Genomic DNA, 17,875 nt, shown 5'->3' on the forward strand with positions numbered 1-17,875 from the left:
TTGTCGCTACTAAAGACTAATGTATCTGTATGGCACACCTTGTAAAATAGAAGCATATTATTCATAAAAGGAGTTGACCTTTATGCGTGTCATCATCAGAGCTGTATTAGCTATTGGCATTCTTTTCTTAATTGCCAATTATCTAGCGGATGACAATCCCATTGCATTAGCAGAAACAAAAGATGTCTTACTATCACAGGAACCGATACAACAATTCTTAAATAGCAAGGCGATACAAGATATTCAAAACTTCGAACTAGACGACGTGATGCCTTCCGATTTATTTTAAATTAAAAAAATCCGCACACTTTGATATTTCAAAATGTATGGATTTTTTCTATTTTAATGCTGGTTTTAATAAAACACGCGTTAAAACCATTAATACGAGTAGTAAAATAATCGTTGTACCAAGGACAATGCTGTAAGGTATCACACTTTCTGGACCTTGCACACCAATTAATGGGGCGACCGAACTACCAAGTACGAATTGGAAAAGTCCAAGTAAACTTGAAGCACTTCCACTTCCACCTGTTCTTGCTTGCATAGCGAGTGAATAAGCAAGTGGTCCAATCGCTGTTACTGGTGCGACACATAGCATAAATCCAACAATAAGTAGTATTAAAGGTAAATGAAGTAATAATACTGTGATCACAAGTGCTGCTCCTATCACCTGAATAACAATAAATCCTGCAAGTACGTTTAATTGATCATAAAAACGCAATAAAATATTAGCAACTTGGCTCGAAATAATTAAACCGATACCTGTTAAGACCATTAACATACTAAAATTTTGCGGTGATAAACCATATACATTTTGTGTAATGAATGGTGCACCTGCCCCGTAGCTAAAGATCATAATATACGTCACACCTTGTAAAAACATCGGTACAAGGAAGTGTGGCGTCTTCAATAAACGACCAAAATCTTTAAAAATGTCACCAAAATTGTCGTGTGCTTCATGCGTTGTATTCAATGTTTTCATCTTAGGATGCGTTAATACCACTAAGAACATAACAGCACCAATTACTGCCAGTGCAACAAAGATAGCTCTCCATTCAGCTACTGTTAAAATAAGTGCGCTCACTAATGGTGCTAAAATAGAAATAATACCATTAACGACCATTAATGCGGTAAAGAATCGGCTCAAAATTTCACCGTGATACAGTTCTGCCACTGTTGCACGCGCAATCACAATGGCACCACCACCTGCTAAACCTTGTACTAAACGAGCTGCTATAAATAACGTCACACTACTACTAACTGCACTTGCTAATGAAGCAATAATGACTAGCGACAAGATCGTTAAAATAAGTGGTTTTCGAGGTACACGGTCTGCAATGACACCGAATATAAATTGGCCAAATGCAATACCGATCATTGCAATCGATAAAGTTAACTGCACTTGTGACGTTGATGTCCCCATATCTTGCTGAACAAGTGGCAATGCAGGGCTATACATATCTGACAACATTGGCCCGAATGCTGTCATCGCCCCTAATAATACAATAAATGATAAGTGTGATAAATTAATCTTTGATTTCATCATATAAAGTTCCCCATATCTTTCTTAATCTCTAAATGCTATTTTACTTTTTCTGAACAACTGCACGCAAATAGGCGGCATTCCCATCTTTAATCTTCAGTGGTAAGCCGATAAAGCGATACTGTCCTGCTGTTACATCATCTAATCGTAAATTTTCGATATGGTACATTTGATGACTTGCTAAACGATGATGATTGTCTAATGTTTCGGAATCTAGCGTATCAACTGAAGGGATATCAACCCCAATCACTTGTATCCCAATTTCTGCTAAATAGTCAATCGCCTCTCCCGATAACGTTGTAATGACAGATGGAAAAGTAGTCGGATCAGATACTGTGCGTGTTTTCAACAATAGAATGGTACCTTCAATCTGTTGTTGTACCAAATCTTCCCGGGTAATGAACGTCCTATCCGTAAATGATAGTAATGTTGCATCACCTATTAAACGTTGCACATCTATTTGATCAACAGTCCAACCTTCATCGGAGACATGTTTTGCGGCATCAATATGTGTCCCAATATGGTTACTGCCCTTGATTTCAGCGATATTGGCACTGCCATTTTCTGCTTTCGTTGTAAAATAGTGCAGCTTAAAAGCAGGGTCTCCAGGCCATGGTGCAATCGTTTCTTCTAATGTATGTGTAATATCCACCCACATGATCATCACCTCTTTTCCAAAATATCTTATGTATAAGAGTAAACGCCTAAAGCTATATTGACAACATAAATTTTAATAAAAGTTTAAAATTTTTATATATGACAAAAGACGTGCTACAAAAATCTTTGTTCTCACTCAAAGACTTTATTGTAACACGTCTCTTTTCCTTTTCTATATTCGTAACTTATGAACTAGTTGCTTAACCACTCATTAATATTTGATTCAATACTTTGTAACGCACCATCATGCGTTTTATCGAGCACACGCAAAAAGTCCAAATGCCCTACTTCCGGATATATTACACTGCGCACACTGGCCCCCAATGATTCAAACTTTTCAAGTATTTCTGCAGAGTCTTTGTTCGGGAATATGACATCATCCTCTCCTAATAAGAACAACACATCTGGCATATGCACAATTTTATCAATATCTGCCAAATAATCTGAGCCGAGTGTATACAACAAATCGGTTACCATGGCATCGACTGGCGCAAAATAATCTGTAAAGTTTGTCGTATTTTCATGTTTTTTAGAGATACCTTGATCCAACACCAGCTCTGGAATACTTTTAACCATCCCATCTTGATTATCTGACTTCATATCTTTAACGAGTTCTAAAAGCAGCTTAGAAATGCGCAATTCCTTAATATCAATCTTAGCAGCACTATTCAGATAGACCAGTTGCTTAATCGGTAATGTATTATAACCTGCCAGTTTTGTTGCGATGAGTCCTCCCATTGAATAGCCAATAATCGCTAATTCTTGAATTTTTGCTTCACTCACAATAGATACCAATGCTTCATTGATACGTGTGGCATAGTCGACTAAGCTATGTGAAGCACGTGCCAATTCACTACTCTCACCACGACCTGGACAATTAATAAAAATTAAACGTACATCATGTATGTACTTGGAAAATACAGTCATAATCTTGTAATTCATCACAGCACCATGGATTAATACGACTGCTTTATCTGACTCTGTATTCCCCATCGTCACAATTTCTAACTGTGCATCGTCATGATCTTTTAATGTCATAACTGTTTGTTCATAATTGTTTAGTGACATAATCTATCCTCTTACTCTTTAAAATATGATTTGTTTTCAATAAATATAATACTTATATATTATAGTAGATACTCGTCATTTTGATAATGCTGCTAAAGACTTAATTCTTAATATTGTTTGACACCCCAAAGCTTTTCTTCACATTTTTGAATGATATATTTCAATACTTGAATACGTGCGGTTTTCTTATGATCTGCCGGTACCACAAGCCATGGTGCATGTGCTGTATTCGTTTTGACAATCATATCATGACTCGCTTCCAAGTACATATCCCATTTCTCACGGTTACGCCAATCTTCATCTGTAATCTTCCATTGTTTATCTGGATTTTTTTGACGATCTTCAAAGCGCTTCAACTGTTCATCTTTATCTAGTGACAAGAAGAACTTCAATATAATAGCACCATCATGCGTCCACATTTTTTCAAATTCATTAATTTCATCATACGCACGAGACCATTCATTTTGAGTGGCAAATCCTTCCACACGTTCTACCAATACACGTCCATACCAACTACGATCAAAAATACTGATATGTCCACTCTTTGGCATCGCTTTAGCAAAACGCCATAAATAATGATGATTCAATTCTACATCTGTTGGGGCACTTGTTGTATTCACTTCATAGCCAGTCGGATCAAGCAACTGGCGTACACGTTTAATGTTTCCACCTTTTCCAGCAGCATCCATACCTTCATATACTAAGACAAGTGGAATCTTTCGTTCGTATAAGGCGAATTGTAACTCTCTCAATCGTTTTTGTAATGCTTCAATCACTGACTCGTATGTTCGTTTTTTAACTTTGGTTGTTGCTGGATTGAACATATCCGTTTGAAAACCTTCTGTAAAATCAGCTTCAACGACACGTTCGCGCTTTTCATAAGCTTTGATTGCACGTTCCAAACGCTTAATCAAATGATTATACATCTGTTCAATGGCACTTTCACGTTCTGTATAATCAATCATTTTCCAATCATCATTCAACAATGGCTTAAACGTATCTCGATAGACATTAGATGGTATAACACGCTCAAATTCTTGTGCTTTCCAATTCGTCAAAGGATTTTCTTTCATTTGAGTAATATGTTCTTGACGCTTTTCTTCATCTATATTGATGTAAAATTTTATTAATTCATGATGATCTTCAATCAGCATCTTCTCAAAAGATTCGATATCATGATACAAATGATCATAGTTTTTTAGAACGGATTGTTTAATACCATGTACTTTATAGTCGATATACTGTGCATACCAACTACGAAAATAGATATTAATATCTCCTTTAGAAGGCAATGTCTCCCAAAACTTCTGTAAAAACTGATAACGCAAATCTTCGTCAGAGGGTGTCTTTGTTGCAATAAAATGTGTGTATTTAGCATCTAATGTGAGAAGTAATTCATTGGCTAATCGTGTCTTTCCAGATGCTGGTACGCCTTCAAAAACAATCATCACTGGAATCCCTAATGCATGCGTTTTTCGTGTTAATTCTGCTGCTTTCAATTGTAATCGTTCAATTTTTTCGTTCATATTATCACCCCTATTACTTCTATTATACTGAAAGAAAAATCTCCTTAGCAATGACGAATCCAGTTTCATTTATGACTGATCATTGGTGTTTTTACATTAAAAACCTCCTTGAAAAATGCGAATTATATTTAAAATTCCAGAGAAAATTTATCATTTCGCTATTTAAATGAAGAATTTTTACATTACAATTCCACTTTTCTTTGTAACATTCGTAATATATCAGATATTTCCGACTTTTTACTAAAAAGCCTTTAATACCAACTTTTAAAACTCATTCTGTTTACTTTTTTCACTATAAATCTTATAACATACAGATTACAATCGCTCTGAATGAAATCTTTTTGTAATGTTTTGTTACTAGACAGCCATTTACAAAAGCTTTTTTGCTTGGTAGAGTGTGGTTGTTGAATTTTTTACACATAACTTTTTGAAAATGAAAATAAGCAACTATTTATTGGAGGACTTATTTATTATGAAAAAAACATTATTAGCTTCATCATTAGCATTAGCAATCGGAGCAACAGGCGTTGCTACACATACAACAGATGCACACGCAGCTGAAGAACAAATTAACAAAGCAGAATTAGCACAATTAGCTTTAAATAACGACCCATCATTAAGTGAACAAGCTATCCACGCTGGTGCGTACGACTACAAATTCACTTTAGACGGTGTAAACTACCACTTCTGGTCAGATGGTGTATACTTCGGTTATGAATACAGTGCATACGATACATTTGAAGGAACAACTTCAATGGCACAACCTGCTGAAATTGCTGACGTAAGTAACGTTGCAATGACACAATCAGAATCTAACGATGCATCATATGTTCAAACACAACAACAATCATATTCATATGAGCCAGCTGCACAAGCTGCACCAACAACTCAAACATCAGCACCTGCATCATCATCTTACAACTACAACACAGCTCAAACTTCTAACGTAAGATTAGCAAATGGTAACACTGCTGGTTCTGTTGGATCACGTGCTGCACAAGAAATGGCTTCACGTACAGGCGTTTCAGCATCAACTTGGGAAGCAATCATTGCTCGTGAATCTAACGGTCAATTAAATGCTTACAACCCATCAGGTGCTTCAGGTTTATTCCAAACTATGCCAGGTTGGGGTCCAACTGGTTCTTATGAACAACAAATCGCTGCTGCTACAAAAGCTTACAACGCGCAAGGTTTAAGTGCTTGGGGCTTCTAAGCAACTTTTAACAACTTAAAAAGAGTCTCGAGATAGAGGCTCTTTTTTTATGGGTTTTAACCCTACTCAATCGAGATATTATTCATCATAAAACGAACAAAACACTTTTATGATACTTTATTATGCCACTTATGCACTACGAAATCACAGTATCAAATAGCTATATGACACTCTGAATATGAAATGATTCAGTATTTTTTCTTTTGTTTCAGTTATGTTACATTCAGACATAAAAATGTTTACAAGTGTTCAATTCGGAAATATTATATGCTATGATGCTTTCAGACAATATGAAAAAGAAACGACAGAGGAGACTTTTTAATCATGAAAAAATTAACTACTGCTACAATCGCTACTTTAGGCTTAGTTACATTCGGTGCTGCTACAGCAGATGACGCATCAGCAGCTGAACAACTTAACACAAACGATCAATATACAACTACATACTCTCAATCTACAGGTGACTACGTAACTGTAGATGCGAATGGTAACAAACACCACACTTTAGATGGTAACTGGAACCCATCAATGTTCAATAACGGCGAATTCAAATTCTACGTTGTTGACGAAAACGGTGCATACAACTACTACTATTATTCAAGTGAAAATGCTGATTATGACTACGCAACTGAAAACACTTCAGTAGCTACACCAGTATTTGAAAACACAACAAGTGTTGATAACGCTGACTACAACTATAATGCACAATCAGCAAACTATGTTGAAGCTGTTCCTTACACAACTTCAAACGCTAACTATACACAACAACCAGCAGCAGCTCCTGCAAACAACGCTGGATATAACTACACAACTACAACAACGACTACTACTACAACTACAGCGCCAGCAGCTACTAATGCTCCTGCAGCAACTGGTTTAACTTATGGTAAAGGTGGTCAAGGTAACCTTTACACAGCTGGTCAATGTACTTACTATGCATACGAACGTTCAGGTGGCCGTGTTGGTTCACTTTGGGGCAATGCAAACAACTGGGCTAACGCAGCACGTTCAGCTGGTTACACTGTAAACAACACACCTGCAGTTGGTGCAATCATGCAAACAACAGCTGGTGGTTACGGTCACGTTGCTTACGTTGAAAATGTAGGTTCAAACGGTTCAGTAACAGTTTCTGAAATGAACTACACTGGTGTTGGTCAAGTAAGCACACGTACTTTATCAGCAAGCCAAGCAGCTTCACATAACTTCATTCACTAATTCATAACATAGAATATTCTAAGAGGTGAGACAGATGTCTCGCCTCTTTTTTGGTCTTCTCTCACACCTTATACTGCACTTTCTTAAGGATTAAGGTGTTTCTTTCATATATATAATAAAATAAGATGCTAAAATGAATGGTGACAAAACATTGTTTTCATTCATCCATTCTACTCAATCTCCCCTGCTATAAGCGATTTAATTGCCATGAGCAGAGAATACCTATACAATGAAACGCATATCTTATTACAACGCTTTATAAAGGAAACATCTATGAAACGTTTTATTATTTCGTGTTTCTATATACTGCTCATTTCTTCTGTATGCCTCTGGGTTTATAAACATCATGAAACACTCTTTAAACCCGTGACTGATTGGTATGAAGAAACGGGACGTCATATGCTAAAGCCTGATCGACAAACACAACCATTTGGTCATTACAAAAATGGTCTTTCATTTAATGGAAATACACGTCACTACGGTGTTGATTATTATTTACCAGAGAATACACCTATCCTTGCCGCCTCAGATGGGACGATTACAAGAACAATGAACGACAAGTACGGTGGAAAAATGATTGAACTACAAGAAACCAATGGGACACATTATCAATGGTATGGACACCTTAATGCCTTTGCAGTTAAAGAAGGTCAAGTTGTACATCAAGGTGATGTCATCGGAAAATCAGGAAATACAGGTGAGTTTACAACAGGTCCACATCTACACTTTCAACGCATGGACGGTGGGATTGGTAATGATTATGCTATTGACCCGGAACCTTATGTAGAAACACTACCAGATAAACAATATAGTCTTTTTCGTATTGAATAACTAAAACCCTCTCCAGCCTTGAACTGAAGAGGGTTTTTGATTGATATGATTAATAATCATCTTGTTGAATATCCATATGTACACGTTGCATTTTATCTTCTACACTTGCGATTTCATCAGCACATTCTTTTAATAAATGACGGTAGCTTCCTGTATCTTTAAATGACTTGTAATGTAACTTATGTTCTAAGCTTGCCCACATATCCATACCAATCGTACGTAGTTGAATCTCTACTGGTGTCTCTACAACACCATCTGTTAAAAATAGAGGTACTGTTACAACAAGATGTAAACTTTTATAACCATTCTCTTTAGGTGATGCAACATAATCTTTACGCTTTAACAGTTTAATATCTGATTGCTGTAATAAAAGTTTCTCCACTGTATAGATATCATCTAAATAATTACAGATCACACGTATACCTGCTATGTCATAAATCGTATCTTTCGCAGTATCTGCATTGAGTGCTAATCCTTTACGTTTTAACTTTTGGATGAGACTCGGTAATTTTTTTACACGACGTTCCATATGATGAATTGGGTTATGCGCTGTTTTCAATTGGAAATCTTCATCTAAAATACGAAGTTTCGTACTAATTTCTTCTAAAGCAGCACCATATATATGTTCTAACTCTACAAATTGTAATACTTGTTCAAAACTATCTGTCATATCTAAACTTTGATTTGTATATGCTGCTATTTCTTTAAGTTTTCTATATTCAGGGGTGCTGTTTTCTCAACAAACATGACATTCACTCCAAACTTTAATATATTCTTCTTTAGCTTACTATGTATTTTACAAAGATGAAAGTAAGTACAACTTTGCTAAACAAAAAGCCATTAACGCTCAATACGCTAATGACTCTTCATATGATTTATAACCTAATGATAGGTACGAATCTTATCTACTGGTAAACGTGATGAACGTTTACCTTCTTCAACACCTTTACCGATTGCAACAATCACAACAGGTACGTAGCGTTCTGGATCTAGGCTAAATGTTTCTGCAATATGTGCATGATCAAAACCACCAATTGGATTGGTATCATAGCCATATTGACGTGCTACAAGCATTAACTGCATGGCTGCTAAACTGCTATCCACTTTAACAATATCATTCATTTGTGCTGGTGTAAGTTGTTTATACATATCTACAAAGCGGCCTACAAGCTCATCTTTAATTTCTTCTGGCATAAAGCCTTGTTCTACTGCAGAACCATAGATGTCTTCTGCATATTCATAATTTAACATATCACCAAAAATAACAATCATCGCTGCAGATGAATCATTTTGGCGTGTATTAAACTGAACAAGTGGTCGTAACTTATCTTTACCTTCTTCAGATTCAACAACGACAAAGCGCCATGGCTGCATATTAATTGAAGAGGGTGCTTTCGTTGCTTTTTGAAGGATTTCATCCATTTCCTCATGTGGAATTTTAACTTCTGGGTCGAATACTTTCACAGAACGTCGCCCCATCAATATATCTTCAAAGTCATTTCTTACTGTCATCATGATAACTCCTTTTATTTATATCTCGTGTTTTAAGTCCTCTATTATTATATTTTATCAAGTCGTTACATTCAAACTTAAAAGCTTACACAATCACTCGACATTTAAAAATAAAAACGCATCGGAATTGGGATTAAAATCTTCCTTATTACGAAAGATTTCATCATCTCATATCCAATACGTTTTCTATTATTGTTGGAACTTCTCCCAATATTTTCTGAATAAGAGTGATACAACTACATGAATGGGCGCTTGGGTTAATCTATAGATATTCCAAGGTAGACGTGGTACAAAATCATGCAATCCGATAAGGCACTGTGTTGCATCATATCGAAAACGGCGTATTTCAAATCGCGCTTGACGTGCACTTGCTCCTATGAGTAAGCCACCAGTAATATTCATGACGATACCATTCATTCGATCACTATGTTCAGCATGCTTCATTCGTATTAAAGGAATTCTAAAAGGTGCTAATACAACAGTAAAGTTTTCACCATCATAGACACCATTAACGAGTCGTCCATTCAAAGTTCTTAAGAAACGACCGTAAAACGATAAGGCCCCTTCCATTGTAATGCCTTCTGGTATCGTTAAACCTTGTATTGAGCGAACTGTATGAATATCTCGTGTCACTTGTGATAAGACACTACCACCTTGTCGCAAATGTTTTGTATGACGTGTTTCATAAGTCACTGGCAAATCATACGCTGTAACGATCTCTTTTAGTACCTTCACTGGCTTTGATTGTATCACAAGCAGATGTTTTACTGAGGATTGGCTGACTGCACTTGCAATATTTTCATAGATTAACTGTCGTCTATCTTGTTGATTGGCCTGTGTTAAATCTGTGTAGGACTGTATAGGTTCCCCGATGATAGCCACAAATGCAATATCTGTTAATGCGTGTTGAATTTCAGCCACATTAAATAAATCAATGACCTTCGTTTTCCCCTGTGTAGCTTGTGTCACACCAGGTGCGACTTGTACATAGACATCATGACTATCTGCAAGTAACGCATTGACATAACGATCTGTATACGCACGACCATCTGTTAAAACTAATACTTTTACCATTTCACTCACACTCTCATTTAATCGGTTGATTACCATCATTATAACAAAATTTAAAAGTACACTCTCAAATAAGCTGCTAAATAAACATAAAAGTGTCCTTTAAACATATAAGGTATTTAAATAAAAATAAACTTATATGTTTAGAAATTCCAATATTCAAAAAGGCTAGAACGATATCGCTCTAGCCTTTAGATCATTATTTATCTAATTTTAAACCTTTTTCAAGTTCATCAACTTGTTTCACTGTTGTTGTTACTGAACCTGATGCGAAGTACCATAATTTAGGATCTACTTCTACAACTTCACCATTTTTAATTGCATTAACATCTTTGATAACATCGTTGCCAAGTACTTGTTTTGCTGTTGATTTACCACCGATTGCTTGACCGCGGTCCATTGCGAAGATGATATCAGGATTTTTCTCACTTACATATTCGTTTGTTACATTTTGACCATGACCACTTGATTTAACGTTGTCGTCTGCAGGTTTGAAACCTAATGTATCAAATACGAAACCACCAAAACGGTCACCAGCACCATAAGTTGATAACTCGCCTTCGTTCACTAATAAGTACATTGCTTTTTTATCTAAGTCTTTTGTATGTTTTTTCATTTCAGCAATTTTCTTATCCATGTCTTCGTTTAATTTTTTCGTTTCATCTGCTTTGTCGTAAATTTTACCAAGTGTTTCAGCGTTCATTTTCATTGAGTCTACATATTTGCTGTAGTCTGCACCCATGTATACTAGTGCTGCTTTTGGTGCTGCTTTTTTCAACTCATCAATTGTTTGTTGATTTGCTGTACGTGATGATAAGAAGATAACGTCAGGTTTTACTTTTGCTACTGCATCGTAGTTTACTTCTTTTAAAGTACCCACGTTTTCATATTTCTCATCTTTAAATTCTGATAAAAAGTCAGGTAATGATGAACCATCTTCCCCTTTTGGTAATGCTGCAATGCTGCTTTGTAAACCAAGTTCTTTCATTGTATCTGCTGTACCGTAATCAAATACAACCGCTTTCTTAGGGTTCACTGGAACTTTTACTGTATCTTTATATTCTTTGTCTTCACTACCGTCTTCAGCTTCGCCAGCAATCATGAAGTCATTTTTAACTTCTACTGTTTTTTGTTCATTACTATCTTTGCTTTCTGTTTTTTCATCACTGCTACTATTATTACCGCATGCTACTAATACAAGCATCATTGCGAATACAACTAATAAACCTAACTTTTTCATCATTTTCCTCCTGTTAGCTCAACTAAATTCTTATTTTGGATTTGATGATACATACATGGTAGTTCATCAAAATAAATACAAATTTGTTGTCCCCGAATTGTTTCGATTTTAACGTCCATTTCATATAATTCTCTTAAAACAGACGAATTAATGACATCTCGTTTATCTGCTGCTTTGACGATTTTTCCATCTTTTAACGCCACAATGTCATCAGAATAAACAGATGCAAAGTTAATGTCATGTAAAACAACGACAATCGTTTTATCATGGAAAGCTGCCAATTCACGTAACGTCTGCATGATTTGTACAGAGTGTTTCATATCTAGATTATTCAACGGTTCGTCGAGTAAGATATAATCTGTATCTTGTGCAATCGTCATCGCAATGTAAGCACGTTGACGCTGTCCACCTGATAGCGTCTTCAAGTATCGATGGCGAATCTCATCCAACTTGAGCAACGAAATAGCTTCATCCACTTTTTCTTTATCTTCTTTCTTCAAATAACCTTTTGAATAAGGGAAGCGCCCAAAGTTTACCAGTTGTTCCACCGTAATATTTAATTCTGTATGATTCGTTTGTTTCAAAATTGAAAGTTGTTTCGCTAAGACATTATCACCATAATCTTCTAAGCGTTTATCTTCAATTGTGATCTCACCTGAATCATAATCATTCAATCGACTAATGGCTGATAACAATGTGCTTTTACCTGCTCCATTGGGTCCGATGAGTGAAGTGAGTCTACCTTTATGAACATCGACATTGATATCCGTCAATATCTGTTTATTGTCAATTGATTGATTCAATCCACGAATGCTTATCATGCTGTTGTCCTCCTTCTCATCAATAGATAAATAAAGTAAATACCGCCAATTAAATTAATTAAAATACTAATTTGCGTCGTTGCTTCAAAGAGATTCTCTACGATCCACTGTGCAATAAATAAGCTAATCCAGCTAATGAATATCGTTGCCGGTAACATATATTTGTGTTCAAATGTTTTCATCAACTCATGTGCCAAGTTCACTGTTAGCAGCCCAAGAAATGTAATAGGACCCACTAAAGCTGTAGCAATCGCAACCATTAACGCCACAATAATTAATAAAAAGCGTGTTAAGTTGCTGTATGAAATTCCTAAATTAATCGCTTGCGCACGGCCGAGTAATAGGACGTCCATGTATGGCATCATCACGAAAGTTACAATTAATAGTACAACTAAAATCACACCACAAATTGTCACAAGTTTTGGATTCGATGCATCAAAATTAGCAAACATGGCGCTCTGTACAACAAGGAAATCTTCCGGGTTAATTAATAACTCAAAGAATCCTGTAATACTACGGAAGAATGTCCCGAGTATAACACCAATCAAGAGAATAAAATAAACGGAAAATTGCCCGACTCTGAATATCCCTTCAAATAGAATAAGTGCAAAAATCACCATTGCAACAAGCGAAATTGTAAAGTTTAAATAGAAGTTTGTAATAAAGATAGAACCTGCACCAAAGACAAATAATATCAATACTTTACTAAACAGATAAACGGCATCTAACCCCATGATCGAAGGCGTTAATAAACGGTTCACTGTAATCGCTTGGAATACAACGGTTGATGCTGCAATTGCTGCACCGACAAGGATAATCAGAATAAACTTACGCAAACGACTCATCACTTGATATTCAAATATTTCATAGTCAATACCGATGAACAAATAGCACGCCGCAACAATCAATGTAACCACAGCTAATATCAACAGCTTCTGTAATGGTTTATTGGACATAATGACGTCGCCCCCTTATCAACATAATGATAAAGATAAATGTTCCAAAGACACCAATCGTTAAGCCGATGTTAATTTCGTATGGATACACGATGACACGACCTAAAATATCTGAGATGAGTACAAAAATAGCTCCGAGCATTGCTGTATGTGGCAATACGTTTTTCAAATGATCGCCTCGGAATATTGAAACAATGTTTGGCACAATTAAGCCTAAAAATGGCAATGTCCCTACTGTTACAAGCACTAACGCTGTAATCGTCGCAGTAATAAACAAGCCAATATTCATAATAAGATCGTAATTCAGTCCTAAGTTTTTACTGAAATCACGTCCCATACCAGCGATGGTAAATTGGTTGGCAAATAAATATGTAAGGATCAATAGCGGTATACTGAGATATAAAATCTCATAACGTCCACTTGTAATCACAGCAAAGTTACCGTTTAACCAGTTTCCAAGACTTTGGACGGCATTGGTACGCAATGCTAAAAATGTTGAAAAACTTGAGACAATGCCACCCAACATAATACCGATCAGCGGAACAAAGATAACATCTTTGAACTTAATGCGCTGAATCATTTGAACAAATAAGAAAGTACCGCCTACGCTACATACAACTGCAAAAGCAAGTTTTATCAGAATATGTTGCGATGGGAAGAAGAGTAGAGAAATAAGAACCCCTAACTTTGCCCATTCCATTGTGCCGGCTGTCGTTGGACTCACAAACTTATTTTGCATCATCTGTTGCATAATTAAGCCTGAGAGTGCCAATGTACTTCCTGAGATTAAAATACTCACCGTACGAGGAATTCGACTTGCGAACAAGATATTAAGTTGATGCTCATTGAACGTAAATAGTGCACGGATTGGCACACTACTCACACCAATAAACAAAGAACACACAGTCAGAACACAGAGTACTGCAAACAACACATAGCCATTCATTAAATTACGCATCACTCTGTCTCCTTTTAACAAACAATCAATGATAATGACAATGTAAATGAAAATCATTATCAGTTCAATTTTACCACCATTATCCATAATTCGCAATCGTATTTTTTGATTATTAATCATTAAGTTTCTTATTTTGCGAAAATTTATTTTTAAATTTATCCAAATATAATATTGACTTTTTTAACGTTTTCATAGCAATAAAAAAAGTGTGAAATCACGTACATTTTTAATATCTTCTGTACGCCATTTCACACATAATTTTCTTTTATTTTTAACCTCTACCAATAAATAACAACATCAAATATATTGTTGTTAGAACAGCTGCAATAATCACTAAGTTTGTTGAATTGTTGCCTTTTGTCGCTTTCACTAATGAGCGAACTGCAATGATCCAACTGATGATCACAGCAATGGCTAACACGATTAATAACACTGACATGCCATCAACACACTCCTCATTCTCCACATTTTACTTGCTTATCTTACCACAAATATATAAGTATTGGGACTGATAAACGCAACACCCAAATGATCTTCTCTCTATGAAATAAATGATATTATTTACTTAAAATATGTATAAATTGTGACAATTTCGTTTATATCCATAAATTTGCTTCAAATAAAAAATCACCACAGCAATTTGGGGGATTGCCATGGTGATGCGAATCAATTTAATAAAACAACATTAATAATACGGGGAGCATGACTGAACTCAATACGGCAGAGAGTATCATACCGATAGAGCTGAATGCGCCAGATTCTAAATCCATCTCTAGGGCTCGGGCAGTCCCAAAGGCATGAGAAGCATTTCCAAAAGTCATACCACGCGCAATGGCAGATTTAAAATGCGTCATACGGATTAGAAAAGCACCTAACATACTTCCAAGTAATCCTGTTGCGATGATAAACATAATGGTGATAGTATCTTCACCGCCTAGTTGATGTGACACTTGAATACCGACTGCAGCGGTAATCGAACGGGGTAGTAGTGTCACGATTTCTTCACGATGATAACCGAGTAATTTGAGTGAGAAAAAAATCAGGGAAAAGTTCAATATTACAGCAGTTACCACGCTCATCAGGATTGTTTTAAGGTTTTTTACGATCTTATGTCTGTTTACATACAAGGGGTATGCTAAGCACACCACAGTACAACTCAGTAAGTGGTTAATCCACTTACCTCCAACCATGTAGGTATGATAGTCAATATGGAATAGAAGAAGTATCGCTATCACACCGAGTGATGCCACCAATGCGGGGTTCAGGATTGGTGTTTTGAACTTGTTATAAAGCTTTTTCGCCACCATATACATAACAATTGTGAGCGCAATCATTGTTATTGTCTGTAATGATGTCATACGTGTCGATGGGGTCCTTTATCGAAAACTTTACCCATCGTCATTTTTTCAGCCACTATTCCTGAAGTTAATGCGACGAGCAATGTACCGATGACAACTAATGAGAAAAAGATAATAAAGTTCAAATCAATCTCAGTGATAACGTCCATCACACCTATCACAGATGGAACGAAGAAAAACACCATTGTCGCAAGTAGGAAGTTTGCACCATCTTTAACCCACGTGATGCGTACAATTTTGAGTTGCAGCAAAGTATAGAACAAGATAAGTCCTACAATACTTCCTGCAAGAGGAATGTGGAAAAATGATTGAATCCAGTTACCTAAACGTGTGATACCGTAAATCAGGGAAATTTGCCATATCACATTCAGATATTTCAATGCAGTCATCCAACTCACCTCTCTTCGTTTCGATATATTCATTATAGACCGGAGTTATCCATTATAAAAATACATCTTATTCATACGAACTATTACTTTTATCTATACATCATCTTTATGTGCTGCTTCGATTAAAGGGAGGTGAATATTCAAGTAATCTAAAAACATTTTAGCTGCATGGTTAAGTGGCGTATCTTTCTTCCAAATGACACCCATCTCCCAATGCAATGTCTCATCTTGCAACTGAATCACACGTACATCTTCATTTTGACGAATAATACGACAAATCGTCTCTGGTAAGATACTAATGCCCATTTTTGCAGTTAATAAATGTTCTATAAAATGCCATTGTGAAATACGGGATACGATGTTCGGTACAAATCCCGATTTACGTGTCGCTGCAATAATACGGTCATTCAAGTAAAAATCTTCATTGAAAAGAATAAAATCTTCATTTCGCAAATCAGACAAAGTGACGGATTCTCGTTGTGCTAAGTGATGTGATCGATGTACCACCACTTCGAATTGTTCTGCGTATAATGGGAATGCATCAAATCGTGTACTATCGACAGGTAATGATGTAACGCCAAGGCTAATATCACCATTGAAAACTTTCGCTTCGATGGTCTTCCCACCATTTTCTACAAGACTGAATGTAACATTTGGGTATTTTTGATGAAATAACCCCAAAACTTCTGTAAAACGCGGCATATCCATAATAGCAGACAGCGCAATTGAAATATGTCCCGTCTTAATACCTAACACACTCTGAATAGCATTCGGTAAATTTTCATACAGCAATAAAATTTCAGATGCTTTGTCGAAAAATACATGCCCAACATCCGTCAAACTCAATTGGCGTTTCGTTCGATCAAACAACGGCTCTCCTAATTCAGCCTCTAATTCTTTAATTGCCTTACTTATCGTTGGTTGTGCGATATACAGTGTTTCTGCTGCACGTGTCATGCCACCTTGTTTCACAACTTCTACAAAGTAAGTCATTTGTTTAATGTCCATATTTCCACCTCACTTTTAAACATTTTACATTAATTATTTTATAATAAGGGTATCTTATGATTGATGTCATTTATTTTGTTAAAGGAGGGCTTTATAATGACAATCAAAATAGAACGTATTTACGATAAACAACCCAGTTCTGGTTTACGCATTTTAGTCGATCGTGTATGGCCACGTGGTGTTGCAAAAAAAGATGCACAACTTGATCATTGGCTCAAAGAAGTAGGTCCTACAAAAAAATTAAGACAATGGTTTGATCATGATCCAGAAAAGTTTGAGTCTTTTAAAGAAAAATACATCGCAGAACTTCAAAATAACGCATCACAACATGAGTCATACCAGCAACTTGCCGATATCGCTGCAGATACTGATAAAAAAATCATTTTGCTTTATGCAGCAAAAGATACGACCTACAACCACGCAATCATATTACGTGACTGTTTGGAAAAAGGCACGATAAAAACGCAGTAGACACTTGATACAAGGTCTACTGCGTTTTATTCATTCAA

Annotated in this window: 19 protein-coding genes and 1 pseudogene; 5 read left to right on the top strand and 15 right to left on the bottom strand. The window is 36.1% G+C overall.

Annotated elements, in window-relative coordinates:
* The first annotated feature begins 82 nt into the window (after positions 1–82).
* Positions 83–289, top strand: coding sequence for a hypothetical protein (locus MUA88_RS10055; protein ID WP_262604015.1), 207 nt, complete (start codon positions 83–85; stop codon positions 287–289).
* A 48-nt stretch (positions 290–337) separates the two neighbouring features.
* Here the strand turns inward: MUA88_RS10055 and MUA88_RS10060 are convergent, their stop codons facing one another.
* The 4 genes from MUA88_RS10060 to MUA88_RS10075 all read right to left on the bottom strand — a co-directional run bounded on the left by MUA88_RS10060 (position 338) and on the right by MUA88_RS10075 (position 4,794).
* Complete coding sequence (locus MUA88_RS10060) at positions 338–1,546, bottom strand: Bcr/CflA family efflux MFS transporter (protein ID WP_262605510.1); 1,209 nt, start codon at positions 1,544–1,546, stop codon at positions 338–340.
* 40 nt (positions 1,547–1,586) lie between these two features.
* Entirely contained in the window at positions 1,587–2,201 is a 615-nt protein-coding gene (locus MUA88_RS10065) for a cyclase family protein (RefSeq protein ID WP_262605511.1), read from the bottom strand.
* A 191-nt stretch (positions 2,202–2,392) separates the two neighbouring features.
* Positions 2,393–3,268 carry an alpha/beta fold hydrolase gene (locus MUA88_RS10070; protein ID WP_262604018.1) on the bottom strand — a complete coding sequence of 292 codons (876 nt, stop codon included), beginning with the start codon at positions 3,266–3,268 and terminating at the stop codon, positions 2,393–2,395.
* A gap of 107 nt (positions 3,269–3,375) precedes the next feature.
* Positions 3,376–4,794 (bottom strand): phosphate--AMP phosphotransferase, encoded by a 1,419-nt coding sequence (locus MUA88_RS10075; RefSeq protein ID WP_262604019.1) that lies wholly within the window; start codon positions 4,792–4,794, stop codon positions 3,376–3,378.
* A 472-nt stretch (positions 4,795–5,266) separates the two neighbouring features.
* On the opposite strand from MUA88_RS10075, the gene MUA88_RS10080 reads away from it, so the two are divergent.
* From MUA88_RS10080 to MUA88_RS10090, 3 genes are all read left to right on the top strand, one after another.
* Complete coding sequence (locus tag MUA88_RS10080) at positions 5,267–6,007, top strand: transglycosylase SLT domain-containing protein (RefSeq protein ID WP_262605512.1); 741 nt, start codon at positions 5,267–5,269, stop codon at positions 6,005–6,007.
* 324 nt (positions 6,008–6,331) lie between these two features.
* Positions 6,332–7,222, top strand: a complete 891-nt coding sequence (locus MUA88_RS10085; RefSeq protein ID WP_262604021.1) for a CHAP domain-containing protein — start codon at positions 6,332–6,334, stop codon at positions 7,220–7,222.
* Between the two features lie 366 nt (positions 7,223–7,588).
* Positions 7,589–8,053, top strand: a complete 465-nt coding sequence (locus MUA88_RS10090) for a M23 family metallopeptidase (RefSeq protein ID WP_262605513.1) — start codon at positions 7,589–7,591, stop codon at positions 8,051–8,053.
* A gap of 49 nt (positions 8,054–8,102) precedes the next feature.
* On the opposite strand, the pseudogene MUA88_RS10095 reads toward MUA88_RS10090, so the two are convergent.
* The 11 genes and pseudogenes from MUA88_RS10095 to cidR form a co-directional block, all read right to left on the bottom strand.
* Positions 8,103–8,800: pseudogene (locus tag MUA88_RS10095) on the bottom strand (GTP pyrophosphokinase).
* A gap of 135 nt (positions 8,801–8,935) precedes the next feature.
* On the bottom strand, positions 8,936–9,565 hold the full coding sequence (locus MUA88_RS10100; protein WP_262605514.1) for a nitroreductase family protein: 630 nt from the start codon (positions 9,563–9,565) through the stop codon (positions 8,936–8,938).
* Positions 9,566–9,754: 189 nt separating this feature from the next.
* The gene (locus MUA88_RS10105) at positions 9,755–10,678 is read right to left on the bottom strand and encodes a hypothetical protein (RefSeq protein ID WP_262605515.1); all 924 of its coding nucleotides are present in this window, start codon (positions 10,676–10,678) and stop codon (positions 9,755–9,757) included.
* A gap of 157 nt (positions 10,679–10,835) precedes the next feature.
* A complete protein-coding gene (locus tag MUA88_RS10110) occupies positions 10,836–11,876 on the bottom strand; it encodes a ferrated catecholamine ABC transporter substrate-binding lipoprotein SstD (RefSeq protein WP_262604024.1) in 1,041 nt (346 codons plus the stop codon).
* Positions 11,876–12,697, bottom strand: a complete 822-nt coding sequence (locus MUA88_RS10115) for an iron ABC transporter ATP-binding protein (RefSeq protein ID WP_262604025.1) — start codon at positions 12,695–12,697, stop codon at positions 11,876–11,878. Before MUA88_RS10115 ends, MUA88_RS10110 begins: the two co-directional genes overlap by 1 nt.
* A complete protein-coding gene (locus MUA88_RS10120; RefSeq protein WP_262605516.1) occupies positions 12,694–13,653 on the bottom strand; it encodes an iron chelate uptake ABC transporter family permease subunit in 960 nt (319 codons plus the stop codon). The genes MUA88_RS10115 and MUA88_RS10120 overlap by 4 nt, the downstream gene beginning before the upstream one ends.
* Positions 13,643–14,611 carry an ABC transporter permease gene (locus MUA88_RS10125; protein ID WP_262605518.1) on the bottom strand — a complete coding sequence of 323 codons (969 nt, stop codon included), beginning with the start codon at positions 14,609–14,611 and terminating at the stop codon, positions 13,643–13,645. Before MUA88_RS10125 ends, MUA88_RS10120 begins: the two co-directional genes overlap by 11 nt.
* Positions 14,612–14,882: 271 nt before the next feature.
* Complete coding sequence (locus MUA88_RS10130; RefSeq protein ID WP_262604028.1) at positions 14,883–15,050, bottom strand: hypothetical protein; 168 nt, start codon at positions 15,048–15,050, stop codon at positions 14,883–14,885.
* A 232-nt stretch (positions 15,051–15,282) separates the two neighbouring features.
* Positions 15,283–15,969 carry an LrgB family protein gene (locus MUA88_RS10135; RefSeq protein WP_262604029.1) on the bottom strand — a complete coding sequence of 229 codons (687 nt, stop codon included), beginning with the start codon at positions 15,967–15,969 and terminating at the stop codon, positions 15,283–15,285.
* A complete protein-coding gene (locus MUA88_RS10140; protein WP_262605959.1) occupies positions 15,966–16,358 on the bottom strand; it encodes a CidA/LrgA family protein in 393 nt (130 codons plus the stop codon). The genes MUA88_RS10135 and MUA88_RS10140 overlap by 4 nt, the downstream gene beginning before the upstream one ends.
* Positions 16,359–16,451: 93 nt before the next feature.
* Entirely contained in the window at positions 16,452–17,366 is a 915-nt protein-coding gene (gene cidR, locus MUA88_RS10145; RefSeq protein ID WP_262605519.1) for a cidABC operon transcriptional activator CidR, read from the bottom strand.
* Between the two features lie 96 nt (positions 17,367–17,462).
* Between cidR and MUA88_RS10150 the strand changes: the two genes are divergently transcribed.
* Complete coding sequence (locus MUA88_RS10150) at positions 17,463–17,837, top strand: DUF488 domain-containing protein (RefSeq protein WP_262605520.1); 375 nt, start codon at positions 17,463–17,465, stop codon at positions 17,835–17,837.
* The last annotated feature ends 38 nt before the right edge of the window (positions 17,838–17,875 follow it).

Origin of the sequence: Staphylococcus sp. IVB6240 (assembly GCF_025558425.1) — a bacterium.
In the GTDB taxonomy this organism is placed as follows: Bacteria; Bacillota; Bacilli; order Staphylococcales; family Staphylococcaceae; genus Staphylococcus.